Origin of the sequence: Desulfovibrio sp. (assembly GCF_019422935.1) — a bacterium.
Taxonomy (GTDB): Bacteria; Desulfobacterota; Desulfovibrionia; order Desulfovibrionales; family Desulfovibrionaceae; genus Desulfovibrio.
Genome location: NZ_JAHZCJ010000007.1, coordinates 49,856 through 75,107, shown reverse-complemented (window position 1 = coordinate 75,107; position 25,252 = coordinate 49,856). Strand labels below are relative to the sequence as shown.

The window sequence follows — 25,252 nt, the reverse complement described above, 5'->3', positions numbered from 1 at the left end:
CGAAAATCCACTCGCGCAGGGGCTGTCCGGCACAAAAAGCCGCGCAGCGGCAAAGGAACGCGCGGCGCGGATTGCGGCCTGACAGCAGACCACTGAGCGTATTTTTCAGGAGGGGATTCTATGCAAAATTTTCAGGATGTCCAGCGCGCCGCAACGGCACTGCGTGACGCCATTCAGGCCGCGCAGGGGCCTCTGGCTTTGCCCTTGGGGGCGCGCAGGCTTGATCCCAAGGCCGCGCCCGATGCGGATGCACCTGTGGGCATTGTGCTGGGTACGGGGCTTTCTGCTCTGGCAGATAAGCTGCAAGACCGCGTTGTTGTTCCCTATACCGACTTGCCGGGTTTTCCCGCTTCCAGCGTGGAAGGGCATGCGGGCGCATTTGTATGGGGCCGGTTTGCCGGAGCGTGCGGCGAGGACGACTCCATCGGGCGCTATGCGCTTATCCAGCAGGGGCGCTGCCACCTCTATGAAGGACGCACCCCGGCAGAAGTCTGCATGGGCGTGCGGGTCATGGCGCTGATGGGCGTAAAAACGCTTGTCATCACCAATGCGGCGGGCGGTCTGAACCCGCAGTTCGATGCTGGCGGCATCATGTGCATGAGCGACATCATCAATAATACCGGGCATTCGCCCCTTACCGGAATCAATGTTGAGGAGTGGGGGCCGCGCTTTCCCGACATGTGCGCGCCTCTGGACGCGGATTTGCGGGCGATGGCCATGGAAACCGCAGCAAAAATGGGTCTGCGGCTTGAGCGCGGCGTATACATTGGCGTGCATGGGCCGGAAATGGAAACCCCCGCAGAAACACGCATGTACCGCCAGTGGGGCGCCGATGCCGTGGGCATGAGTACCGTGCTTGAGATCATTGCGGCACGTCATATGGGCATGCGTGTGCTTGGCCTTTCATGTTTGACCAATAAAAATTTACCTGACTGCATGACCCCGGCCCCCTTGGAAGAAATCCTCGCAGTGGCCGCTGTGGCGGGCAAAAATCTGGGTCGGCTCATCCGCGCCATGGTGACAAAACTCTGAAAAGTGCGTAAAAGCGCGGCCCGGACATCATTAAAGAACAAACAATACCGACTGCCGGTTTTTCCCCCTGCCTGCGTCGGCCGCACCCGGCGCTGAACTGGCGCAGCTTCGCTGCCAGTCGGAATCTCCCCCCGGCGGGGAACAAAACCGCACTACCTAGTGTTTTTTAAGGGCACAAAGCCATGCAGCACAATGAATCCCTTCGTAACGTCGCCATTATCGCCCACGTTGACCACGGCAAGACCACCCTCGTGGACGGTCTGTTCAAGCAGGGCGGCGTGTTCCGCGCCGACCAGCAGGTTGACGACCGCGTGATGGACAAAATGGATCTGGAACGCGAACGCGGCATCACCATTGCCGCCAAGAACTGCGCCGTCAACTGGAAAGGGGTCAAGATCAATATCATTGACACCCCTGGCCACGCCGACTTTGGCGGTGAAGTGGAGCGTTCGCTCTCCATGGCTACCGGCGCGATCCTGCTGGTGGACTCCTCTGAAGGGCCGCTGCCGCAAACGCGTTTCGTGTTGCGCAAAACCCTTGAGGCTGGTCTGCCCGTGGTTGTGGTCATCAACAAGATTGACCGCAAGGACGCCCGCCCCCAGGAAGTGCTCAACGAAATTTACGACCTTTTCATTGATCTGGATGCCAACGAGCACCAGCTTGAATTCCCCGTGCTGTACGCCATTGGGCGCGCTGGCGTTGCCATGAACAACATTGACGACGAGCAGAAGGATCTTTCGCCTCTGTTCGATGCCATTGTTAAGTACATCCCCGGCCCCAGCTATGACCCCGAGCAGCCCTTCCAGATGCTGGTTGCCGACCTCGACTATTCCGACTATCTGGGCCGTCTGGCCGTGGGCCGCATCATGCACGGCACGGTCTATGCCAAGGAAGCCCTGGCTTGCATTGGCGAGGACGGTCAGGCCAAGCCCCTGCGCGCCACCAAGCTTCAGGTGTATGATGGATTGCAGGTGGTGGAAGTGGAAAAGGCCTTGCCCGGCGATATCGTGGTTCTGGCAGGTATTGAAGATGTGACCATCGGCGATACCATCTGCACCCGCGACAATCCCCGCGCCATGCCCCGCATCCGCGTGGACGAACCCACCGTGGCCATGCGCTTTGGCATCAACAGCTCTCCCCTGGCCGGTCGCGAGGGCAAGATTGTGCAGAGCCGCGCCATCTATGACCGCCTGGTCAAGGAAACCCTGCGCAACGTGGCCGTTCGCGTGGAAAACACGGCAGACCGCGACGCCTTCCTGGTCAAGGGCCGTGGCGAATTTCAGATGGCCATCCTTATCGAAACCATGCGCCGCGAAGGGTTTGAACTTTCCGTTGGCCGCCCCGAAGTTATCCTGCGCAAGGACGAAAACGGCAAGGTCATTGAACCTATTGAACGCCTGTACGTGGACTGCGACGAAGTGTTCATGGGCGTGGTGACGGACAAGCTGGCCCAGCGCAAGGGCCGCATGCTCAACTGCGTCAACAACGGCACGGGCCGTGTGCGCCTTGAATTCAGCGTGCCTTCGCGCGGCCTTATCGGCTACCGCGACGAGTTCCTCACCGATACCAAGGGTACCGGCATCATGAACTCCTATGTGGAAGGCTACGAAGAATGGCGCGGCGACTTCCCCACGCGCTACACGGGTTCCATCGTTGCCGACCGCGCTGGCGCTGGCGTGGCCTATGCCCTCTTTAACCTTGAGCCGCGCGGCGTTCTGTTTGTGGAACCCGGCGACCCGGTGTACGAGGGCATGATCGTGGGCGAGCACAACCGCGATAACGACATCGACGTGAACCCCACCAAGGAAAAGAAGCTCACCAACCTGCGCGCTTCGGGCAAGGACGAAAACGTCACCCTCACCCCGGTGAAAAAAATGACCCTTGAACACGCCCTGCACTTTGTGCGCGAAGATGAACTGGTGGAAGTCACGCCCCTTTCCATCCGTCTGCGCAAGGCCGAGCTTTCGGCCATGAAGCGCTACCAGACCGCAGGCAAGCGCAAGAACAGCTAAAGCCTCAACACCGCGAGCGGCATGTCTTTGCCGTTCTTCAGATAGTTCACCCCCGTAGGGCAATGCCCTGCGGGGGTGTTGCTGTTTGCGCCACTCACATGAATTTTTTGTGTGGGAAGGATTTTTTTTTGCTCTAATTGACGATGCCTTTCAGACAAATGCCCTTAAGTTTTTATTGTGCTGACGATAAGCGTAGGGTGTGCTGCTCTGTCCGTAGTACAAATAATAATTTGATTATGTGTATTGGATACATGCTTAAATGCAAAGATATGGAATGTATTTGACTGTCATGGATGGATAGTGTGCTAACAAATTTGCAGTTTGTTGCTTATCATTTTTAATAAGACAAACCTCTAAATGCGCCCAAATGCCTCCTTAAAAAAAATCAGAGTAGCATTGACTTTTGAGTAAATTTTTCACAGGTTCTTTGCCCCCCGCTTGAGTTTTGATACAGCTACTGTAATTTGCAACGGATTATTAACTGTTCGTTTTTTTTGCTCTGCGTTGCGGCGCCAAGAGAAAATCCGAGCGAGGTGATTGTGCGCGACCCCCATGCGTCCACGAAAGAGGCCGTAGAGCAGCTGATTCCCTTTATGCCTGATATCAGGCGATGCCACACGGTGTTTTCTCAACTGGAACGGCAATGGACGTGGATCGCCCTCACGGGCAAGATCAACTGCAACGCCATTGCCGCCACCCTCTTTGATTTTATCTTCAAGACCCGCGATACGTTTGGCCTGCTGAGGCAGGACATGACCAGCATGCTGGGCGAAAAGCTGCTTGAAAAAGCCGTGCGCGAAATGTCGCCCGTAGCCCAGGTGGTTATGGATATCATCAAGCGCAATCTTTATGAGCGCACTGCGGACGTGAGCTTTCTGGCAACAGATGGCGAAATTGTGGGCTTTTTGCAGAGCGGCGCATGCGATGTGCCCACGTTGCGCGCCCGGCTAGCGGCCTACCGCTCCAAATACAGCGTGTACCGCGACATTCTGGTGCTTGATCCGCAGGGGCGGGTGTGCGTGCAGCTTGATACCAAAAGGCCTGTGAGCGCCTCAAACGATCCGCTGGTCAGGCAGACTCTGGGCGCGCGGGAATTTGTGGAAACATTTCGGCCCACAGATCTCGCCCCCGATGGCAGGTCGGCCCTTGTATATTCCCATGCCATCCGGGCCGAAGGCGTCGCCGACCCTCTGGGTGTGCTCTGCCTTGTCTTTGATATGGATGGAGAAACCGCTGACCTCTTTGCGGGCATGGCGCGTTTTGCGCAGGATATGGTCATTCTGCTGCTGGACGAAAAAGGCCAGGCCTTTGCCAGCAGTGATACGCGCATGGTTCCCACTGGGCGCACCTTTGCCCGCACCCCGGAGGATAGCTTTGCCGTGACAAGCCATGCCAGCAAGGCAACCTTGGCGGTCTCGCGTCCTTCAGAAGGGTATCAGGGCTATGAGGGGCAGGCATGGCAAACCCACGTACTGCGCAACGCGCAAAGCGCTTTTGCCAGCAAGGCGGCAGAAGGGATTGATGTTGCCCTCGTGCGGCGGGAGGCGGGATTTTCCGCCCAGTTGACCAGCATTGAAGAACAGGCTGGCGATGTTATGGGCGACCTGACGCTGGCGGCGCTCAACGGGCAGATTATGGCCGCCCGTCAAAGCGGCAACGCGCGGGAAGACGAGCGTCATGCCGCCCAGGCCCTGCCGCCCATATTGGATGCCGTGCGTAAAATGGGCATCGAAATGGAGCATGAGTTCCATTATTTCACCGATGGCCTGCTGAAAACGGTCACGGCCTCGCGTTTGAACGATGCCTCGTTTCTGGCATCCATCACCGTGGAAATAATGGATCGTAACCTGTATGAGCGGGCCAACGACTGCCGCTGGTGGGCGCTGACGCCGGATTTTCGGCGTATCCTTGCGCAGCCGTCCGTCAGCAGGGGCGACCTCTCCCGACTTGAAGATATTCTGGAGTACATCAACAGCTATTATACGGTGTACTCCAACCTGTTTCTCTACGATGCGCGCGGAACCGTTGTGGCCTGTTCGCAGGTTGGGGAGCGCAGCCTTTACGGGCAGCAGATAGGCGAAGAGTATGTGCGCCGTACGTTGTCGCTCAAGGATTCGGACGATTTTTCCGTCTCGCCTTTTCGCGCCACAGAGCTGTATCACCCCAAGGGCGCTGCGCAACCAACCTACGTTTACAGCGCCCCCGTGTTTGCACCACAGGGGGGACAGGCCGTTGGCGGCATAGGCATTGTTTTTGATTCCCTGCCGCAGTTTGCGGACATGCTGGGCGATACTTTGCCCAAGAATGGGGACGGCAAAGTGATTGCCGGGGCGGCAAGCTTTTTTGCCGAGGCGGGCGGAACCCTTGTGGCTGCCAGCGAGCCGCACATGCTCCCCGGCGAAAGCTGTGAGCTGCGGCCCCAGTGGGTGGCCCTTGGGCAGGGCGAATGCACCTCGCAGCTCGAATCTGTGGATGGCGTGCTGTATGCCGTGGGTTGCGCCCGCTCGCGCGGCTACCGCGAATACAAGCGCGATGGGCGCTACGCCAACGATGTACTCTGCGTTGTGCGGCTGCCCATTTAGAGCAGTAACTCATCCATTCGTAAGCTGAGCTAAAAGTTTTTTCTGCCAGCCCGAAGCCAGAATTGCAAAAGCCCTCTGCCGCTCAAATGTCGAGCGGCAGAGGGCTTTGTGAGTAGTTGAACTCTGGAGCGCAGGTCAGGCTATGTGCTGTACCTTGCCCCGGCAGGTGATGGCGGGGCCGTCAAGGGAACTCATGGCATCCAGCAGCAGAGTGCGGTAGGTGCCTGTGCCGCCGCCCACGGCCCCCATATTTTCTGCGGCGATCTCCCCGGCCACGCCCATGGAGCACATGGCGCACAGGCAGGCCTGCGGCAGCTCGGCCGGGGCAGCGCCCACGCAGCAGCCCACCACGGCGGCAGTCATACAGCCTGCGCCCGTGATGCGCGTCATGAGCGGGTCGCCGTTGCTGACGGCCCAGGCCCCTTTTGAGTGGGCCACAATGTCGATGCGCCCGCTGATGATGATAACCGCACCAGTGGCGGCGCACATGCCCATGGCCATGCGGGCCGAGGCGGCGAGGTTGTTCTCTGAAACCAGCGAGCCTTCATCTGCGTCAACGCCGCGCGCCGTGGCTTTATCGCCCGCCAGAAAACGGATTTCAGAACTGTTGCCCTTGATGACGGCAAAGCGCACTTCCTGCATCAGGGTGCGTAGCGTTTCATTGCGCAGGCTGGAAGCGCCAGCGCCCACAGGGTCGAGCACAACGGGAATGTTCAGGGCATTGGCGCGTTTGCCCGCCACCAGCATGGACGCCGCCGTGCGGGTGTTGAGTGTGCCGATATTGAGAACCAGAGCCGAGCTGAGGCCCACAATCTGCTCCACTTCCGCCGCATCATCAGCCATGATGGGCGATCCCCCCGCAGCCAGAATGATATTTGCGCAGTCATTGACTGTCACATAGTTTGTAATGCTGTGCACCACGGGGCTTTGGCGGCGCACCATATCGAGAATTTCCCCAAAGCATTCCATGCTCAGTCTCCCCCGGCCAGACCGGAAGCAATAGTAAAAAAAGCGCAGGATAGAATGCGCTCAGACACCGCAGATGCCCACAGAAACGTAGTCCGTCCTAGGGCTTGATGTAGGCGAAACCTTCGCGTTGCAGGCGCACAATTTCCACAAGACCGGCGGGCACAACATCGCAGCCGGGCCAGATGTCGGCATGGTCGATCTTGTTGTCGGCCAGGGCATTGGCGCACAGCAGAATGCGCAGACCCTGATCCTGCAAGGGGGCCGCAATGGCGCGGAATTCTTCATTGCCCTTGACGAACTGGGTGACGGCCGGGCCGTTGGCTACAACCACAAGCTGAAAGCGTTCTTCGGGCAGGGCTTTGATATAGTTGGCCGCATTACGAAGAACAAGGCGCAGAATGGCGGGGTCCTTGCTGTCCATGTGCAGGCAGAGATCGTAATTCATACTTCTTCCTGTTGTTATGCGTTGCGCAGGCTGCAAGGCCTGTTGCAACAATCCTAGCCAAGCGGCAGTTTTTTGCAAGCAACAGTTGCGAATGGTTCTTGATTCATGCGGCGGGGCAACGTATGGTTAGGTATGATTTTTAACCTTGGCAAACCAAGGCCCCAAGGGGCGTACTGTCTTACCCTGCTGCGAGCGCTCGCAGTCTTGGTGTTGCTGCTGTGCGCCGGGGGCTGCGGTTTGCTGGCCCGCGCGCCTGCGGAAGAACCGCAGCCAGCGCCGCCGGGGCTGGAAACGGCGTGGCAGGGCAAGCCAGTGCCGTACAAGGTGCGCATCAAGGTGCAGGATGGCCCGGATTCTCTGGCAGGGCAGATGAAGGCTTCAAGCCAGCTTGTGCAGCTTGCCAAGGAGCCGCCAGACAGCCTGCTGGCACTTGAAAGGCGCGCCAGAGCCGACACCGCCAGCGCGCAAAGCCTGCTGCACTCCCAAGGCTATTATGACGGCCTTGCTTCCGTTCAAATAGACAAGGACGCCTCGCCCGTTGTTGTCGACCTCGTTCTTTCGCCGGGCAAGCGCTACAGCCTTGGCCGCGCCGATGTGTATTACGACCCGGAACCTGACATCCCGCAGTTTTTTCGCAACCGGCAGCGTGAGGTGGGCTTTTGGGGGCTGCAAACGGAACCCGTGCCCCCGCCGTCCTTCCCCACGGTTTTGCCCGGCGTAGCCATTGGCAAGCCTATTGCCGCCGATGACCTGCTCGCGGCGGTGGATGCCCTGCCAGAATCCTTGCGGCGGCAGGGCTATCCCCTGGCCGCAGTGGCGGATACCAGCTACACCCTTGACCGCGAGGCCCGCAAACTCAATGCCGATATCCTGGTGCGGCCCGGCCCTCCGGCGCTCATGGGCCGCATCGAAGTGCGCGGAGCAAAGGAAGTGAACGCCGAATACGTACAGCGGCTCGCCCCCTGGAATGTGGGCGAGGAACCGTGGGATTCGGACATGGTGGAAGACTACGCCAACAAGCTGCGCGGTCTGGGCCTGTTCCGCTCCGTGCAGGTCAAACCACTGGAAGAAAATCTCGCCTGGGGCGCAGGGCGCGAAAGCGCCTCCGTGCTGCCATTGGAAGTGACCGTGGCGGAAGCGCCCTTCCATTCGGTGGGGGCCAGCGCCCGGTATGATACGGATACGGGCCTCGGTGTGGAAGGCATGTGGGAGAACCGCAATGTCTTCGGCAATGGTGAAAAGCTCACGCTCACGGCACCTCTGGCTACGGAAACGCAGGGCCTCAAGGCTGTGTTTGAAAAGCCTGCCTTTATGGCCAGGGAGCAGAAACTGCTCGTCACAGGCTCCACCCTGCGGGAAGATACCAGCGCCTACGAAAAAATTGCGGGCAGCGGTTCCGGCGACATCGAGCGGCGGCTTTCGCGCCAGTGGTGGGGCAGCGCAGGGCTTGGGGGCGAAAGCGGCTCCATCAAGGATAACGAGCAGGATCCCAAGGGCTACGGATTCTTTGGCCCACGCGTGGGGCTGCGGCGCGACACGCGCAACAATATCCTCAATCCTTCCGACGGCTCGGAGCTTGCGGTCAAGGTCAAGCCCTACACGGGTTTTTACGGCGAATCGTTCAACGTCATGACAGGCGTTGTTTCCGCCAGCGGCTACTACGCCCCTTTCCGCAAGGACGGCCTGCCGGACGACAAGCTTGTGCTGGCGGGCAGGGTCGAGGCCGGGGGGCTTGCTGGCGCAGGGCTGCGCACCATTCCCGCCAGTTTGCGCTACTACACGGGCGGGGCGGGTTCTGTGCGCGGCTATGCCTATCAGTCGCTCGGCCCGCGTGACCACAAGGACGAGCCGCTGGGGGGGCGTTCCTATCAGGTGGTCAATCTTGAGGCGCGCTATAAAATTACCGAGGATGTGGGCATTGTGCCTTTTCTGGATGGCGGCATGGTCTACAGGGACGAGCTGCCGCGCATCATCGGCGACATGAACTGGGGTGCTGGCCTTGGCCTGCGGTACTATACGCCCATCGGCCCTGTGCGGCTGGATGTGGGCTTTCCCTTGCAGCCCATTGACGGCGATCCCCCGGTGCAGATTTACGTCAGCATAGGACAGTCTTTCTGATGGATCAGGAACACAGCGCGGCCCCGCCGTCTTCCTCTTCTTCCGCATCTGCCGCTCTGGGCGGCAAGGCTGCCTCCAATGCGGGTCAGCCCGCCCACAGGAAACCCTCTGGTGGGGGCCGTGGCCCTTTTCGCAAGTGGCTGTGTCGCGCAGGCTGGGCGCTGGGCCTGTGCGTGCTGCTGTGCGCAGTTGCCCTTGCCGCAACCCTCGCGGCCCTGCGCAGCGAATCCGTGCAGGGCTGGCTGACGGAAAAAATCAATACGGCTATGGAGGCCGCGCCGGAATCCGGCGCGCCGCCTGCCGGGGGGCGGGCGCGCATCACCCATCTTTCCGGCTCCTTGCCTTTTGAATTTTCTCTTGGCCTGGAACTGCTCGACAGTGACGGCCTGTGGATGCGCCTGCCGGACTGCCGCGTGCAATGGGACTGGCGCGCCCTGCCTTCGGTCGTGCGTATTGCTTCCGTATATGTAAATGACGCGCAACTGTTGCGCTTGCCCATACTGCCGGACGCGCCCGTTCCTGCGCCTGCGCCGCCCCTGACGGAGGCGGCCTTGCGCGCCATGCTGGGTGATGCCCTGCGTAGGCTTGGCGGTTTGCCGGGCTGGTTGCCGCAGGTGCGCCTTGAAGGGCTGAACATCCTCAATGCCCGTTTGCCTCAAGCTTTGCTGGGTGGGGAGACTCCCGCTGCTAACGATGCCAGTCTTGAATCCAACCTGAGTTTGGTGGCTGGAACACAGGGTGCGAAAGCATCGCTGCTGGTCAGAATCGCCTGCACGGACAATAGTCCTTTGCAGGTGGCAGGGGCGGCAATCTACGGGGTGGAGTCAACAGCCCGTCTTACTCTTGCCCCCTCCCGCGTGGGCAAAATTCTTGCACTTGATGCCACAGCCGAGCTTGCCTCGATAGTGCGCAGGGCTTCCGGCCCTGTTGCCGATGATTCTTCTGCAAGCCCACCTCCAAGTTTCCCCGCAAAGATATCTTCGGCCAATGATCTGTCCGCCGAATCAGGCGTGCTTGCTACTCTGCTGCGTGAAGGCGCCAATGCGCGGCTGCGCCTTGCGACGCGCGTGACGGCTCCCACCGCAGGTGGCGAAGCTGCCGGGGCCAGCGCTGCGCTGGAGAGCATCAACGTTGAAGCCGGGCCTCTGCATCTTGCCGGTCACGCAAAGTGGGACGCTGGCGAGGCCACTTCCTGGCTGGACGGGCCTCTGGATGTGGATATTCAGGCCAGCCTGGGCGAGAAAGCTGATGTGGATAAAGACGCTGCTGAAAAATCCGCATCCGCATCAGCCGCCGCTCCTTCCACAAATGGCGGTGCCGTATTGCCCGAACGCGCCCATTTGCGCATCACGGCAAAGGGGCCGTTGCAAACTCCAGACACGCAGATAACGCTGGCTTGCCCCGCGTGGAACCTGGGCGGTCACGCCCTTGCGGATATTTCCCTGAAACTGGAATCCACGCCGCTCGACTGGGGGCGGGTGCTGCTTGGCGCTCTCAAGCAGACAGGTGCAGCTCCGGCAGAAGTCGGGCTGTCAGACCCCGGCCAAAAAGATACTGAGCAGGCAGCGGAGCTGACCGTTAAGGTGCAGGCCTCCGCCGTGGTGGATACCCATCCACAGCGCCTTGGTGCAACGCTTTTTGCTCTGAACGACAAGGCGGACGGGCATGCTCTTTTGCGCGCTGGCGTGCGTGATCTTCAATGCCAGCTGCTGGGCGTGGCTGGTTCCGGTCAGGTGAGTGCGGCCTTGCCCCTGCCGCCTCTGGCGGGCGGCATGCCCCGCGTGGACGGCAAGCTGGACGTGCGCGTGGCCGACTGGCAGGCGCTGTCCGCCATGTTGCCGGGGGCGCGGCTGGACGGAGACGCCGCGCTCTCCCTCGAATTTGTTTCGCAGCGGGCGGAATCTGCGGTGCCCGCAGCTGCTCAAAACTCACCAGATAAAAATTCTCGGGCCCAGGCAACGCAGCCTCCGGCCTCGCAGGGCGCGTACACCCAGCAGGCCACACTTCGCTGGCGTGTGCCCAGGCTGGCCTACAGGGCAGGCAAAGACCCGGCGTTGGAAGTCCAGGGTTTGGAGGGCGAGGCGGTGCTGACCGATGCCCTTGGCAAGGGCCTGCTTACCGCCCGGCTTGACCTCGCCGGGGTACGCAGCGGGGCTATCCGCCTTGGTGCCAAGCTGCGCGCGCAGGGTTCCATATTCGGGCCATTGGAAGCCAACCTCGAAACAAACGGATTTGCCGCAACGCGTTGTGCCGTGCGCTGGCAGCCCGGCCTGCTTGAACTGCGCCGCCTTGACCTTGACCTGCCCGCGCAAAAGCTGGGCCTGCGCGCGGCGGCAGGGGCCACAGTACGCTACGGTGCGGGCGATCTGGAGGTCAGCGGTCTTGATGTAACCATGAAGCCTTCTGGCAGATTGCGGGCGCAGGCCGCCCTTGGGCCGGAAAAGCTTGATATGCGCCTCACGCTTGAACATCTTTCGCTCGGGCCCTGGCATGTGCTGATCCCGGCCTTGCCTAAGGGCGAGCTTGAGGCCAGCGCGCGGCTTACCGGCACTCCGGCCCAACCCGGAGGGGATCTGCGCGTTGACGTGCGCAGCCTTGTGGTGCCGGGTGCGGCGCTCAAACCCATGAACCTTGCGCTGACAGGAAGGCTTGAGCGGGACAACGCTGGCGGCGGCGCTCTGGCCCTGCGTCTCATGCCGGATCAGGCCACGGTGGCGGCTCTGGGCGGCACGGAATGCCGGGTGGAGGCCCGTTTGCCCCTTCTTTTCGGGGCGGACGGATTGCCGAGCCCGAACATGCAGGGGCCGTTACGCGCGTCAGTGCGCTGGAACGGGGCCGTGGCTCCCTTGTGGAGCCTGATGCCTGTGGCTGACCAGCGGCTTGCGGGGCGGCTTGCGCTTTCGCTGGATGTGGGCGGCAGTCTTGAAGCCCCGGCCCCCAAGGGCTTTGTGCGCATGGACGACACCCGTTACGAAAATTTGCAGTACGGTGTGCTGCTCACGGGCATCAATATGCGGCTTGATCTTGAAGAAGGCCGTGGCGGCGCACTGGGGCTTGCCCGTCTGAACCTTGGCGCTGCCGATGGGCAGGGCGGTACAGCGCGCATCACCGGGCAGGCCAGGCTTGACGGCAGCATGCTTGATTTCAAGGCCGTGGTTGACCATCTGCGCCCCTTGCGACGCCGCGATATCCGGGTGGAACTCTCCGCGCAGACTTCTGTGGCTGGCAGCGCCGCAGCGCCCGAAGTGCGAGGAACCGTCACCGTGAATCAGGGCCTTGTGCTGCTTAACAATCTTGACGTGGGCACCAGCATCACCACCTTGCCCATCAGCGAGGTTTCGCCCGCCTGGGCCAGAGCAGGGCATGAACCGCCCACACCTGCCGCGCCGCAGGGCAAAAAGGCCGCATCCTCCGCTGCCGTAGGCCCGGCCTCAACGGCTCCCGCCTCTGGCGGCAATGCGGGTTTGCTGGACTTGCGCATTGTCATCCCCGGCCGCTTTGTCGTGGAAGGGTTTGGCCTCAAGAGCGAGTGGAAGGCAGATATGCATGTGGGCGGCACGCCCGCCGAACCGCTGATCTCCGGCCAACTTAGCGCCGTAAAAGGCAGCCTTGATATTCTGGGCAAAAATTTCAAGCTGGCGCGGGGCGCTGTGACCTTTGGCGGCGGGGCTGTCTCCAATCCTCTGCTGGATATCATGCTGACCACTCAGACCCCTGCGCTCATGGCCAATATCAGCATTGTGGGCACGGTGCGCAAAATGCAGCTGATCCTGAGCAGCGACCCTGAAATGCCGCGTGATGAAATTCTTGCCCAGATACTTTTTGGCAAAAGTGCCAGTGAGCTTGGGCGGTTTGAAAATCTGCGTCTGGCAGCAGCCGTGGCGCAACTGGCAGGATTTGGCTCGGGCAGCGGCGGCGGTGGGGTGCTGGATTCTGCACGTCAGGCTCTGGGCGTCGATGTGCTGCGTTTCAATTCCGGCGCTCCCGGCACAACCGGGACGGGCCAGTCGGGCCAAGGCGGCGAAGGCATGGCGGCGGGCAGCTCGGTGGAGATGGGCAAGTACCTCACGGAAGATATCTATGTGGGTGTGCAGCAGGGCGCCAAGCAGGGCACAACCGCCTTTGTGATTCAGCTGGAGCTGACCCCCAAGGCCAATCTTGAACTACGCACCGAGCAGCAGAGCACCAAGGGCGGCCTGACCTGGAAGTATAATTACTGAGGCCGTTCATCTTGGCGGGCGGCGCGGCTTGTGATAACATATGTAAATAGTGTTATTAGATAGCTCGGCGGCTCACGTGCCTGCGTGCACGGCTTTCCGCCTGCGAATATGGCGGGTGGGCAAGCATGTTTGATGTGTCAGGCCGCAGGCTTGCCGCCGGACTGGACGCACCCGCCTATCTGGGGCAGACTGCGGGCAGCCGCTTGCAGGCGGCAAGGCATAAAGACTGTAAAGGAAATGTAGTATGGGCAAGATCATAGCCATTTGCACCAGCCAGAAAAAAGGCACGGCCAAAAAGGCCGTGGATCAGGCAAATATTATTGAAAATCATGGCATTGAGGGCGATGCACATGCGGGCAACTGGCACCGTCAGGTGAGTCTGCTTTCGTGGCAGGCCATTGAGGCCTTCAAGGCGAGGGGCGCTCTGGTCGCCAACGGCTGTTTTGGCGAGAATCTGATAGTGGACGGCATTGATTTTGCCGCTCTGCCGGTGGGAACCCGCATTGCGTGTAATGACGTGCTGCTGGAAGTTACGCAGATCGGCAAGGAATGCCACAGCCATTGCCAGATATTCCACACTATGGGTGAATGTATCATGCCCACCCAGGGGGTCTTTGCCAAGGTGCTGCACGGCGGCGCTGTGCGCACGGGCGACATGATGGAAGTATTGGCTCCCTCTGCCGGGGTAGCCACGCCTGCATAACACCTTCAGGTCGGGAGATGTATGGAAACGCTCAAGATGTTATGGCGCACGGCGCTGTTTCTCGGCGGTGTAACAGTGGTTTTTGTGGCTTATACTGTTTGCGTGGCGCTGGTCGAAAGACATTTTTCGCCCAAGTACGCCAACGGGCATGAGCAGTCGGCTCCGGCTTTGGTTTCGGCCGCGCCTGACCGCGAGGCTCGCGCCCGCGCCCTGCTTGACGGCGGTCAACTGGTCAAGGAGCAGTTTACCCTTGAAGTGCAAAGCCATGTGCCACCCCTGCGTGTAGACCGCACTGCCGGGCTGCTGGCCGGGGTTGCTTCTCAGAGTGGACGATGAGCGGCGCTGAAGAACTGGGCAGTACTTGCGAGGTTCGCATTCGGCAGGCAACGGCCTGCGACCATATGCCCCTGGCGGATTTGTGGCGGCGCAGCGTGGAGGCCACTCACCATTTTTGCCTTCCGGCGAGATGGAACGCCTGTTTCATGATGTGCGCAACATCTATCTGTCGGGCGTGGAAGTTTTATGGGTGGCGGAGCTTGCGCATTGCGGGCAGGCTGCTTCCGCGCAACACGCTGCGGGCAGCCCGTTGGCGGGCTTTATTGGCTGCAACGGCACGCAGGTGGAAATGCTCTTTGTTGAGCCGCGCTGCTTCCGTCACGGTGTGGGCAGGGCGCTTCTGGAGCACGTGCGGGCCTTGCACTCCCGGCTGACGCTGGATGTGAACGAACAGAATCCGCAGGCTCTGGCTTTTTATGAGCGGCAGGGTTTCAAGGTGGTGGGGCGGTCGGCTCTGGATGGGCAGGGCAATCCCTACCCCCTGTTGCACATGGAGTGGCAGGGCGAAACAGCCTGACATCGTTCGGCGCACGGTTCTGCCCTGCGCCAATTTTTTTTGCTACACATAAAAATAGATGCTGTGCAGCAGGTATTCCACCTTATGCCGTTCGGCCAGGGTCAGCAGCAGGCGTTTGACGCGCGGCAGGGCGGCAACGCCGTTTTGCAGCTCAGCCATGCCCGTCAGGGCGCGCTTTTTTTCTGCGGGCGAGGCCAGCTTGTCCACATAGCCCCATACATGCTCGGCGGCATTGCGCGCCTGCGGCCCGTAAAGTTCCTTTTCCATGGCCTGCTCCACCAGCGCATAAAAACCCTTGGCATCGGGCGTCTCCGCCTTGAGCAGGCCGCGTATGCCCGTGTAGGCGGCCTGATCCCGTTCCAGCACCAGATACTTGTATCTGGCCCACTGGGCCGTAAGCTCCTGCCGCGTCAGCCCAGAATTGGTGAGCTGGATGCATTTTTCGGCTGAGAGGTTTTTGTCCTTCACCTCCAGCATCACATCCACCTCGCGCTGACCCAGCGACTGATGAAATTCCATAAATTCACGCATGGCAATGGTGCGCGAGTGCATGCCCGGTTTACCGCCTGCAAGCTGCTGGCTGTAGTGCAGTTTGGGGCGGCCTTGCTGCGGACTCCAGCTTTCCATAGCGCGATCAAGCCAGTGCGCCAGATTCCCCTTTGCCGGGGTATTCAGGGAATGGTGAAAAACGTCAAAGATGGCAGGCAGGCCGCATTTTTTGCAGATATGCAGCGCATCTTCAATGGTGAAGGTGCGCTCGTCATTTTCAAGAGAGATGCGGGTCAGAACGTGCGGCGGCAGGGCCAGCAGGTTTTCCGTCAGTCGAGCCAGAGCCGAAGCCCTGTCGCCATAGCCCCCGCCGAGGTGCAGCACTATACGGGCGCTGCCGTCCGCCCCCAACGCGTCAAGAAAGTCGGCATGAAATACAAGGTCGGCAACGGCATGCTCCACCACCTCTTGCCGAGGGGAGTTAAGCACCGTGTACTGACCGGGATGCATGGAAACCCGGATGCCGGTTTTCTTCAGCACTGCGCGCAGTGCCTCAAATTCCTCGTGCAGCTTGGCACGCCAGTCAAATGTGTTTTGCGGGTGCGAGGCCAGCGGGATGATGTCCGAGCTTATGCGCATCAGGGGGATGCGCGCCGAGGCGCAGTAGCGCAATATGGTTCCCAGTGCGCGCAGGTTATGGCGGCACACGGCGAGCATGTTTTCGGGCGTGGCCCGCGCAAGGGTAAGGGCGCTCAGGTCAGCGCCGGGTACCCCGATGGTCTTGCAGGCAAATCCATAACGTATCATGGGCATACTGTAGCGGATTTGCACCAAACCACAATGGGGACGCGGAAACAGCGGCAGCAGCGCCAGTTTGCAACACGCAGGTTTCCTTAACGGTTTCCTTACACAATAGAAGGCATTTGTGAAGGATATGATGCTGCTGGCGCTGGGCAGGGCAGCAACACTCTGGGATTCAGGAGCGGCGAAGATCGCCGGATACAACAGGAAGGCGCAATGATCGGTATTGGCTCAGATTCGTCAGTGGCCTTGGCCGCGCGTCAAAGTGCGCAGAGGCGGAAGCCTTTTTTTGCCCTGTGCCTTTTTTGCGGGATGCTGTTGAGCGTGTTGTGCGGCCCCGCCTGGAGCGCTGATGCTCAGGGCGTGGTGCAGAAAAAACTTTCCACATCACCCGAGCGCCTTTTTGTGCAGTGGCAAACCGCCAAACAGGGCGCACTGCGCGCTCTGGTGGATGTGCCCGCACAGCCAAGGGCCGCCGTGATCCTTTTTGCGGGCGACAACGGCTGTCTGGGATTGACGGAAAACGGGGATCAGACAAGCCTTCAGGGGAATTTCCTGGCCCGCTCCAGAGAACTCTTTGCCAGGGAGGGGCTGGTGGCGGTGCTGCTGGATGTACCAACAGGTATAAGCAACCAGAGCGCCAACAGTTACCGCACAAGCGCGGAGCAGGCTCAGGATGCCGCTATGGTCATGGAATTTGTGCGTAAACAGTGGCATGTGCCCGTGGTGCTGGTGGGAACCAGCAGGGGCACCATATCTGCGGCCAATACCGCCGCGCGGCTTGAGCACGGCAATGCCGATGCCCTGGTGGTCAGCTCCACCGTTACGCAGAACAGCAAAAAGAATCCTGCCACCATCTACAATGCGGACCTGGGGCGTGTTTCCATCCCGGTTCTCATTCTGCATAATGAGCAGGATGCCTGTAAGGTCAGTCCGTATTCCGGCGTGGCGGGTTTGCAGCGCGCCTTTAAAAACGCGCCCCGCAAGGATGTGATAGCCCTTTCGCACGGGGATGCCATTGCTGACGCTTGCCAGGGCATGTCTGCGCACGGCTTTTTGGGTATAGAAGGACAAGCGGTTTCTGCGATCAGCACCTGGATTTATAAAAATACGGCTGCTGCGCAAAAATAGTTTTTATCGCGTTTTTTATCTGTCTGAGGGCCGGGATATGCCCCGCCCCACCTCACATTTCCGAGCCAACCAAAGTGTTGGCTCGGTTTTTTTGTCTGCTCCAGTTGTCATGTTGTCAGAATAAGATGATTTTTGTCATTTTATTCTGACAAATCCTAAGCCCCTGCCTTTCAACAGATCACGAACTACCGCTAATCACACAAATTTTCAAAACAGGGTTTTTGGCACCTCTTTTGCTTTTTGTGGTGAAATTCACAATTTGCGCCCTGCCGCAGGCATATCCCCGGACGGGAATGCCCTTTTGGCATGGCGGCACCATCAGCCATGGAGACCAAAACCATGCCGTATCCTTCTAAGCGCGTCTGGATTGTGGGCTGTATAGCCCTGGCCGCGTGCGTGGGCCTGGCGGCAGCGGGAGTGTCGTATTCGTCGCGGACGGAGTTTTGCCTGTCCTGCCACGAAATGCGCGTGTATCAGGATGAACTGATGCTCTCACCGCACGCCAAGGACGCACAGGGCAAAGCCATCGGATGCTCGCAATGCCATATCCCTTCGGGCAATCTGGCCCGCATGCTCGGCGCCAAGGCATGGATGGGGATGAAAGACCTGTGGGTTCACAATGTGGATGGCGGTACGGATCTTGACCGGGCTGCCATGCAACCCATTGCCCGCCGCTTTACTGACGATGCCAACTGCCGCGCCTGCCATCAGGATTTGACCCGTAATGCCAAGGCGGACGGGCCGATCTCGGCAGAGGGCCGCCTTGCGCACGACAATTACGAGGGCAAGAACGGTCAGGCCCGCAGCGGTTGCGTGGGCTGCCATCGCAACCTTGCCCACTTGCCCGCATTTGACGAGCGCATTCCCGCAAATCAGAAGTTCGCACAGAAAATCAAGGAGATACGGCCATGACTCGTAACAAGAAACTGCTCATCGTTCTGCTTGCCCTGGCGGTGCTGACGGGCGGCTATTTTCTGTATATGGCCTGGGCCTTCCCTGCGGAGCGCTGCGAGGCGGCCAAGCATCTGGATTCTCCGCAGATGGCGGGCGATTGCTACGCCTGCCACATGAAGAGCACCCCCCGCCTTGCGCAGGAATGGTATGAGAGCAAGCACGGCATCACCCTTGTGCGTTGCCAGACCTGTCACGGCATGCCAGACGGCAAGGGGGCTATTCCCTTTACCCGCAAGCCGGGGGTTGAGGTCTGCGCCCGTTGCCATTCGCTTTCCATCCAGCGCATGGAGGCCAAGTTTGGCAAGCGCGATGACTGTTCCGCCTGTCACCCCAACCATCAGAGCCCCATGCACGGCAAGGCTTACGAATACCGTATGCCCAGCGGCAAGACGGACTGGTAGCCCGCACGTGCGGTATGCGCCGCATCTGGCAGCGCAGGGTGGGCCAGCCCGCAAGCAGGCGGCCCGCAGTAAAGAAACAATCATGCCAAGCTAACAGCGAGGTTGCGGATATGAATTCATCGCGTCGTGACTTTTTACGTTTTTTTGCCATGTCTGCCGCTATGGCGGCGGCCACGGGCGTGGGCCTGCCAACCCTCGCCCTTGCTGCGGACGATCAGAAACCCGACAAATGGGTCAAAGGCGTGTGCCGTTACTGCGGCACCGGCTGCGGGGTGATGGTGGGCGTTAAAAACGGCAAGGCCGTTGCCATTCAGGGCGACCCCAACAACCACAACGCGGGCCTGCTGTGCCTTAAAGGCTCGCTTCTCATTCCCGTGCTCAACTCCAAGGAGCGCGTCACCCAGCCCATGGTGCGGCGCAAAAAGGGCGGCCCCCTTGAGCCTGTGAGCTGGGATGAAGCCCTTGACCTCATGGCCTCCAAATTCCGGCACAGCATTGATACGTATGGCGCAAATTCAGTTGCCTGGTATGGCTCCGGCCAATGCCTGACGGAAGAAAGCTACCTCGCCAGCAAAATATTTAAGGCTGGCTTCGGCACTAATAACGTGGACGGCAACCCCCGTCTGTGCATGGCCTCGGCTGTGGGCGGCTATACCACCACCTTCGGCAAGGACGAGCCCATGGGCACCTATGCCGACATCGATCAGGCCACCTGTTTTTTCATCATCGGTTCCAATACCTCAGAGGCGCACCCCGTGCTGTTTCGCCGCATTGCCCGCCGCAAGCAGGTGGAGCCGGGCATCAAGATCATTGTGGCCGACCCGCGCCGCACCAATACTGCGCGCATCGCCGACATGCACGTGGCCTTTCGCCCCGGCACGGATCTGGCCTTCATGCACAGCATGGCCTGGGTCATCATCAAAGAGGAGCTGGACAACCCGCGTTTCTGGCAGCGCTATGTGAGCTTTGTGGATGCCGAAGGTAAACCCTCGGACTTTGAAGGCTACAAGGCCTTTCTGGAAAACTACCGGCCTGAAAAAGTAGCCGAAATCTGCCGCGTCCCTGTGGAGCAGATTTATTCGGCGGCCAGAGCCTTTGCCGAATCGTCCGCCACCATGAGCCTGTGGTGCATGGGCATCAATCAGCGCGTGCAGGGGGTTTTTGCCAACAACCTTATCCACAACCTGCATCTGCTGACCGGGCAGATATGCCGCCCAGGCGCAACGCCTTTTTCCCTCACGGGCCAGCCCAACGCCTGCGGCGGCGTGCGCGATACCGGTGCGCTCTCGCATCTGCTGCCAGCGGGCCGCGCCATTCCCAATCCCAAGCACCGGGCGGAGATGGAAAAACTCTGGGGCCTGCCGGAAGGGCGCATTTCGCCCAATCCCGGCTATCACACCGTGGCACTTTTTGAGGCCCTTGGCCGGGGCGATGTGAAGTGCATGGTCATTTGCGAGACCAATCCCGCGCACACACTGCCCAACCTGAACAAGGTGCACAAGGCCATGTCGCATCCGGAATCGTTCATCGTGTGCATTGAGGCCTTCCCCGATGCCGTCACCCTGCAATACGCCGACCTTGTGCTTGCGCCTTCCTTCTGGTGCGAGCGTGACGGCGTGTACGGCTGCGGCGAGCGGCGGTATTCACTGACCGAAAAGGCCGTGGATTCGCCCGGCCAGTGCCGCCCTACAGTGAACACTCTGGTGGAATTCGCCAAGCGCGCGGGCGTTGACCCCAAGCTGGTGAACTTCAAAAACGCCGAGGACGTGTGGAACGAATGGCGCATGGTGGCCAAGGGCACCACCTATGATTTCTACGGCATGACGCGCGAGCGCCTGCGCAAAGAATCAGGCATCATCTGGCCCTGTCCCTCGGAGGATCACCCCGGCACCAATCTGCGCTTTGTGCGCGGGCATGATCCGCTGGTGCCAGCCGATCATCCGGACAAGTTCTTCTTTTACGGCAAGCCGGACGGCAAGCCCACCATCTTCATGCGGCCCGCCAAGGGCGCTGCGGAAGAGCCGGATGCCGAATACCCGCTGTACCTTACCTCCATGCGCGTTATCGACCACTGGCACACCGCGACCATGACGGGCAAGGTGCCGGAACTGCTCAAGGCCAACCCGGCGGCCTTTGTGGAAATCAACGAGCAGGACGCCGCCTCCCTCGGCGTGAAGCACGGGGACAACGTGATTCTGGAAACCCGGCGCGACAAAATGGAACTGCCCGCGCGCGTAAGCGATGTGTGCAGGCCAGGGCTTGTGGCCGTGCCGTTTTTTGATCCCAAAAAGCTGGTCAACAAGCTGTTTCTGGACGCCACCGACCCCGGTTCGCGCGAGCCGGAATACAAGATCTGCGCCGCGCGGGTTCGCAAGGTTTAACGCCCATCGGTAAGCCCCATATGAGTGAAGGCCCCGTCCGTGTGTTTGGCATGCGGGCGGGGTAACGCGGGAGGAAATATGGCTATTGCGGGAATAATCCTGAGTGCTTCAGCAGCAGCCTGCGCAAGGCTTGAGAAGGCTTTGCAGGGCAGAGAAGGCATTCTGGATGTGCAGCGCACGCCGGATGGCGCGGACATTGGCGGGCTGGTGGTCGTGGTGGAGCAGCCTTCGGACAAAATCCAGAGGGAACTCATGGCGTTGCGGGAACTGCCGGAGGTGGACGATCTGCATCTGGCCTTTGCCGATTATGAGGATGATCTGGACGTGCAAGGGCACATGGGCTGCCCTGCGCATGAGCCGCGCCGCCATGCGGGCGCGGACGCGGGCAATAGCGGGGGCGGGGAACAGGCAAGGGAGACGAAATGAGCCTTTTTGTGCCGCCTCTGCGCCCGCCGGGTGCTGTGGATGAAGAAACCTTTTTGCGCAAGTGCGTTCGTTGCGGCAAGTGCGTGACCGTCTGCCCGCACGAAAGTATCGAGCTGGCTGGCGGTCTGGGGCGCGCGCGGCGCACGCCGCAGGTGCGCCCCCGCAGAGAGCCCTGCTACCTCTGCATGAAGTGCCCGCCTGTCTGCCCCACAGGGGCGTTGGACACGAGCGTAAGGGAAATTGCGCGGGTCGGAATGGGGCAGGCCTATATTCTTAAAGACCGCTGCCATAATTACAAAACCGGCACCATGTGCATGACCTGCTACGACCGCTGCCCCCTGCGTGGAACAGCCGTGGTGCTGAGCGGCGGGCTGGTGCCTGCCATGACCACGGCCTGCGTTGGGTGCGGCATTTGCGACTATGTCTGCCCGGTGCAAGCTGTGGAGATTGTTCCCGCTTCATCCCGCTTTGTGCCGCCGCTGGCGGCTCCCACGGAAAAATCGCCCGGAGGCAAGGCATGAAGATTCTCGCTTGGGCGCGGCGCGGCGTGCAGGTGCTGGTGGTAGCGGGGCTGTGCATGCTGCCGTGGCTCAATGCAGCAGAACTGCGCCAGATCAGCGGCAGTTTTTTTGCGCTGGATTTTTTCGGCATTCCCTTTGCTGACCCGGTTGGCGCGGCCCAGGTTGCGGCCACAGGCTTTTTACCTGGTGAGCGTCTGCTGATCGGGGCCTTGATCTCGCTGGCGCTGGCCTTGGTGCTGGGCAGAGTTTTTTGCTCGTGGATATGCCCCTACGGATTTTTTTCCGAGCTGGCGCACTGGGCGCGTGGGCGTCAAGGCGGCGCGCACGTGAAGGAAGGCCGTGCGTTTGCGGGCAAGGCTCTGCTGCTGGGGGCAGGGCTTGCGGCGGCTCTGGTGGCGGGCTTTCCCGCAATGGGCATAGTTTCGCTGCCGGGCGAGCTATCGCTCCTGCCCATGCTTGTATGGCAGGGCGGGGACTTTTGGCTTTTGCTTGGAGCGGTGGCTGTGCCGCTGGCGGCGCTGGCGCTTGAGCTTGTGGCTGGCAAAAGGCTGTGGTGCCGCTTTGTGTGCCCGCAGTCGGTGCTGCTCGGCGCTGCTGCCCAATGCCTGCCCGCCAAGGCTCCGGGCCTGCGCATCGGCTGGCAGGCTGCAAACTGCACCTGCAAGGGCAAGGCTCCCTGCAAGCAGGCTTGCTCGCTTGAGCTGAATCCGCGCCGCAAGGGCGGGCCAGAGCGCAGGGACTGCACCCACTGCGGCGACTGCGTCAATACCTGCGCGAGCTACGGTAAGGCTCTGGAGTTGCGGGGATGGAATGTTATATTGAAAAAATAAGTGAAGTCCGAGGTTTATTAAATCAGTGATGGCATTGTATTGGCTGAAAAATATTGTGCAGATAGATTAAAATATTATAACTTTATTCGATAATACTAGTAGAATAGATTTTATTCAGAAGTAGGCGTCACCAGAAATGATATTCTGAGGAGGATCGAATTAGTGAAAACTTTTTACCAGACATAGTCAATTTCACCAATTCCAGCATTTTGAGGAAGTATGTTGTGTAATGTTCTATATCCAATATCATAAAAAGGCGATGGGAACATGTAGGACTCTTGAGAAAGGGATCCAGTGCCAAGCCAATCTAATGCATCTTGCGTCTTTATTCGCAAAATACACTCTATGCTATCACTGAAATCATAATTGGCAGTGGTTATATCGCCATATCTTCGCACAACAACCCCATGCTGTGCGTGGGGTCTTAAAAAATTGCTGCCTACAGCGAGTCTCAAGTCAATTATTTGAAAGCTTTCATTTGTTAAAAATATCCCATTGTCCATATCTTTCTGAAGTTCATCAATTTTAACATCATGAAGTTTTTTATATTCTTTGGGGTCTGATGCTTTTCCAAATTTCATTATATAGACATAAGAAAATTCAGATTTGCTTTTTACATATTTAGAAAAATTAACTCCTTTAGCAGTTAATCTTTTGTGAGAAGCAAACCAGAGAGCAACCCATATATTATCTACAAAATCAAGATATCTTGTTGGTACTCCATAGTGTTGCAATAGACCTTCTATTGCGGGTGGATATACACCTTTTAGCTCGTTTTTGAGGGATCCATTTATTAACGTGCTTAATCTTTTAATCTTTTCTCTGAGTGCCAAATTAATTTTGATGTCTGTCTTGTCTGTGTCTTTTGCAATATCACGAAATAAATATGGAATTAGAGAAGGGTAAAAAGAACACTGGCCCCTGTAAAAGACAATATGTTCACAAGAAAGAACACTTTTTGCGTAGCCAACAGCTTGGATGAGGGCTTGGGGGGTATTAATTTGAACTATGTTAAGTGTTCTGCAAAAGGAGCTTTCTCCATCATTTGATATCCACTTGTCCCAGTTAAGTTTCGACAAGAAATACTCCTTGGTCTGTTTGCGAACTGATCTGCAGAATAATTTTTTACTAAAAAAGACAGATAGTAATGTGGTGCCCAGGGCGGGACTTGAACCCGCACACCATTACGGCCAGGGATTTTAAGTCCCCTGTGTCTACCATTCCACCACCCAGGCACATTTCTTTATTCTTTTCGTGACAAATCTTTCAGGTCATCCTCTGCGAGATCCTGCGGGCCGGAGCCTGCAATGCGCCACGTTTTGAGGTCGCTTGGCGGGTCTTCGGGAACAGGACGTTCCTCTTCCTGCCATTCGCCGGGGCGCAGCCAGAAAACATGCATGGATTCAAAATTCTTGTCCATGCACAGCAATCTGCCGCGTACGCCCTGCGGCAGCAGGGCTGCAATTTCGAGCGCAATCTTGCGGTACACATACAGTCTGTGCGCTTCAAAAACGCACTGGAACATGAGCGCGTCGCCCAGAGGCGTAAAGTCCAGATGGGCCGCCCCGGCCCGCTGGAGCAACTGCTCAACCTCGCGGGTCAGTTCTTCCTCCACTTCAAGCAGAGCCTCGTATGTGAGGCTGTCGTCATAGCTGAAGTGGGCAAAAAGTTCGCTACGGTTCTTGTCCATGAGCTTGCATATACGGCAAAGAAGCCCTTTAGGCAATAATTGCGCGTGGATGTCTTCAGTGCTGGTCTTGCGGGCCCTTTGGGCGTAAGATGCACAAAAAACACGCACATAGCGGAGGCCGCATGAGTTTTTTTGACAAGCTGATTCTGTCGTTCTGCCGTCTGGGCGTAGCCGGGCTTGACCCCAAGGCTCCCGGCACGTGGGGCACGGCCATAGCCTGCCTGCTGGCGCCGTATATTTTTCTGCCCCTGTCCCTGCCGTGGCGGGTCGTGCTGCTGGTCGCGATTTTTGTGGTCGGCGGCCTGGCCTCCACCCGTGCCGAGCACTTGCTTGAGCGCAAAGACCCCGGCGAGGTTGTCATCGACGAGTTGGTAGGGGTGTGGCTTGTGCTGCTGCCTTTTGAAAGCCCCAGTTTCTGGTTGGTGCTGGCGGCTTTTGCCTTTTTCCGGCTGTTCGACATCTGCAAGCCATGGCCCGTGCGGGCCTCTGAAAACTGGCTGCCCGCCGGGTTTGGCATCATGATTGATGATGTTGTGGCTGGCGTGTGGGCCTTGCTGTGCGTGGCTCTGCTGCGTGTGCTGGGCCTTGTGTAGGCTGCGAGGGCAGGGCCACAGAATAGGCGGAAAGCTGCAAGGGGGCGCGGCCAATGGCGCAAGAGGCCACTCTGGTGGCGGAAAAAGCCGCCGCGCCCGCA

Annotated in this window: 21 protein-coding genes and 1 tRNA gene; 16 read left to right on the top strand and 6 right to left on the bottom strand. The window is 59.2% G+C overall.

Going from position 1 to position 25,252, the window contains the following annotated elements; translation table 11 throughout:
* Positions 1 to 120 precede the first annotated feature (120 nt).
* The 3 genes from QZ383_RS10155 to QZ383_RS10145 all read left to right on the top strand — a co-directional run bounded on the left by QZ383_RS10155 (position 121) and on the right by QZ383_RS10145 (position 5,626).
* Positions 121 to 1,032 (top strand): purine-nucleoside phosphorylase, encoded by a 912-nt coding sequence (locus tag QZ383_RS10155; RefSeq protein ID WP_291445149.1) that lies wholly within the window; start codon positions 121 to 123, stop codon positions 1,030 to 1,032.
* Positions 1,033 to 1,214: 182 nt separating this feature from the next.
* Complete coding sequence (gene typA / locus QZ383_RS10150) at positions 1,215 to 3,044, top strand: translational GTPase TypA (protein ID WP_291445147.1); 1,830 nt, start codon at positions 1,215 to 1,217, stop codon at positions 3,042 to 3,044.
* A gap of 620 nt (positions 3,045 to 3,664) precedes the next feature.
* Positions 3,665 to 5,626 (top strand): cache domain-containing protein, encoded by a 1,962-nt coding sequence (locus tag QZ383_RS10145; protein WP_291445145.1) that lies wholly within the window; start codon positions 3,665 to 3,667, stop codon positions 5,624 to 5,626.
* Between the two features lie 135 nt (positions 5,627 to 5,761).
* Here the strand turns inward: QZ383_RS10145 and thiM are convergent, their stop codons facing one another.
* Positions 5,762 to 6,595, bottom strand: coding sequence for a hydroxyethylthiazole kinase (gene thiM, locus QZ383_RS10140; protein WP_291445144.1), 834 nt, complete (start codon positions 6,593 to 6,595; stop codon positions 5,762 to 5,764).
* Positions 6,596 to 6,692: 97 nt separating this feature from the next.
* On the bottom strand, positions 6,693 to 7,040 hold the full coding sequence (locus QZ383_RS10135; RefSeq protein ID WP_291445143.1) for a DsrE family protein: 348 nt from the start codon (positions 7,038 to 7,040) through the stop codon (positions 6,693 to 6,695).
* Positions 7,041 to 7,172: 132 nt separating this feature from the next.
* Between QZ383_RS10135 and QZ383_RS10130 the strand changes: the two genes are divergently transcribed.
* From QZ383_RS10130 to QZ383_RS10110, 5 genes are all read left to right on the top strand, one after another.
* Positions 7,173 to 9,158: a BamA/TamA family outer membrane protein gene (locus QZ383_RS10130; protein ID WP_291445142.1), complete on the top strand. Its 1,986-nt coding sequence runs from the start codon at positions 7,173 to 7,175 to the stop codon at positions 9,156 to 9,158.
* Entirely contained in the window at positions 9,158 to 13,378 is a 4,221-nt protein-coding gene (locus QZ383_RS10125) for a translocation/assembly module TamB domain-containing protein (RefSeq protein WP_291445141.1), read from the top strand. Before QZ383_RS10130 ends, QZ383_RS10125 begins: the two co-directional genes overlap by 1 nt.
* 244 nt (positions 13,379 to 13,622) lie before the next feature.
* The gene (locus tag QZ383_RS10120; RefSeq protein WP_291445139.1) at positions 13,623 to 14,081 is read left to right on the top strand and encodes an MOSC domain-containing protein; all 459 of its coding nucleotides are present in this window, start codon (positions 13,623 to 13,625) and stop codon (positions 14,079 to 14,081) included.
* Positions 14,082 to 14,102: 21 nt separating this feature from the next.
* Positions 14,103 to 14,417: a hypothetical protein gene (locus QZ383_RS10115; RefSeq protein ID WP_291445137.1), complete on the top strand. Its 315-nt coding sequence runs from the start codon at positions 14,103 to 14,105 to the stop codon at positions 14,415 to 14,417.
* An 82-nt stretch (positions 14,418 to 14,499) separates the two neighbouring features.
* The gene (locus QZ383_RS10110; protein ID WP_291445135.1) at positions 14,500 to 14,934 is read left to right on the top strand and encodes a GNAT family N-acetyltransferase; all 435 of its coding nucleotides are present in this window, start codon (positions 14,500 to 14,502) and stop codon (positions 14,932 to 14,934) included.
* A 42-nt stretch (positions 14,935 to 14,976) separates the two neighbouring features.
* Here QZ383_RS10110 and uvsE read toward each other — a convergent pair whose 3' ends face one another.
* The gene (uvsE, locus tag QZ383_RS10105) at positions 14,977 to 16,230 is read right to left on the bottom strand and encodes a UV DNA damage repair endonuclease UvsE (protein ID WP_291445134.1); all 1,254 of its coding nucleotides are present in this window, start codon (positions 16,228 to 16,230) and stop codon (positions 14,977 to 14,979) included.
* Positions 16,231 to 16,440: 210 nt separating this feature from the next.
* On the opposite strand from uvsE, the gene QZ383_RS10100 reads away from it, so the two are divergent.
* The 7 genes from QZ383_RS10100 to QZ383_RS10070 all read left to right on the top strand — a co-directional run bounded on the left by QZ383_RS10100 (position 16,441) and on the right by QZ383_RS10070 (position 22,868).
* Positions 16,441 to 17,355 (top strand): hypothetical protein, encoded by a 915-nt coding sequence (locus tag QZ383_RS10100; RefSeq protein ID WP_291445131.1) that lies wholly within the window; start codon positions 16,441 to 16,443, stop codon positions 17,353 to 17,355.
* 339 nt (positions 17,356 to 17,694) lie between these two features.
* Entirely contained in the window at positions 17,695 to 18,267 is a 573-nt protein-coding gene (locus QZ383_RS10095; RefSeq protein ID WP_291445129.1) for a NapC/NirT family cytochrome c, read from the top strand.
* On the top strand, positions 18,264 to 18,710 hold the full coding sequence (locus QZ383_RS10090; RefSeq protein ID WP_192112751.1) for a hypothetical protein: 447 nt from the start codon (positions 18,264 to 18,266) through the stop codon (positions 18,708 to 18,710). Before QZ383_RS10095 ends, QZ383_RS10090 begins: the two co-directional genes overlap by 4 nt.
* A 110-nt stretch (positions 18,711 to 18,820) precedes the next feature.
* Positions 18,821 to 21,091: a nitrate reductase gene (locus tag QZ383_RS10085; protein WP_291445127.1), complete on the top strand. Its 2,271-nt coding sequence runs from the start codon at positions 18,821 to 18,823 to the stop codon at positions 21,089 to 21,091.
* A 78-nt stretch (positions 21,092 to 21,169) separates the two neighbouring features.
* Positions 21,170 to 21,517, top strand: coding sequence for a hypothetical protein (locus tag QZ383_RS10080; RefSeq protein ID WP_291445120.1), 348 nt, complete (start codon positions 21,170 to 21,172; stop codon positions 21,515 to 21,517).
* The gene (locus QZ383_RS10075) at positions 21,514 to 22,038 is read left to right on the top strand and encodes a 4Fe-4S dicluster domain-containing protein (protein WP_291445118.1); all 525 of its coding nucleotides are present in this window, start codon (positions 21,514 to 21,516) and stop codon (positions 22,036 to 22,038) included. The genes QZ383_RS10080 and QZ383_RS10075 overlap by 4 nt, the downstream gene beginning before the upstream one ends.
* Positions 22,035 to 22,868: a 4Fe-4S binding protein gene (locus QZ383_RS10070; RefSeq protein ID WP_291445117.1), complete on the top strand. Its 834-nt coding sequence runs from the start codon at positions 22,035 to 22,037 to the stop codon at positions 22,866 to 22,868. The genes QZ383_RS10075 and QZ383_RS10070 overlap by 4 nt, the downstream gene beginning before the upstream one ends.
* Positions 22,869 to 23,041: 173 nt before the next feature.
* On the opposite strand, the gene QZ383_RS10065 is transcribed toward QZ383_RS10070, so the two are convergent.
* The 3 genes from QZ383_RS10065 to QZ383_RS10055 all read right to left on the bottom strand — a co-directional run bounded on the left by QZ383_RS10065 (position 23,042) and on the right by QZ383_RS10055 (position 24,558).
* Positions 23,042 to 23,947: an FRG domain-containing protein gene (locus QZ383_RS10065; protein WP_291445116.1), complete on the bottom strand. Its 906-nt coding sequence runs from the start codon at positions 23,945 to 23,947 to the stop codon at positions 23,042 to 23,044.
* 71 nt (positions 23,948 to 24,018) lie between these two features.
* Positions 24,019 to 24,103, bottom strand: a tRNA-Leu gene (locus QZ383_RS10060).
* Between the two features lie 8 nt (positions 24,104 to 24,111).
* Positions 24,112 to 24,558, bottom strand: a complete 447-nt coding sequence (locus tag QZ383_RS10055) for a hypothetical protein (RefSeq protein ID WP_291445114.1) — start codon at positions 24,556 to 24,558, stop codon at positions 24,112 to 24,114.
* Positions 24,559 to 24,680: 122 nt separating this feature from the next.
* Between QZ383_RS10055 and QZ383_RS10050 the strand changes: the two genes are divergently transcribed.
* Positions 24,681 to 25,151, top strand: coding sequence for a phosphatidylglycerophosphatase A (locus QZ383_RS10050; protein ID WP_291445113.1), 471 nt, complete (start codon positions 24,681 to 24,683; stop codon positions 25,149 to 25,151).
* The last annotated feature ends 101 nt before the right edge of the window (positions 25,152 to 25,252 follow it).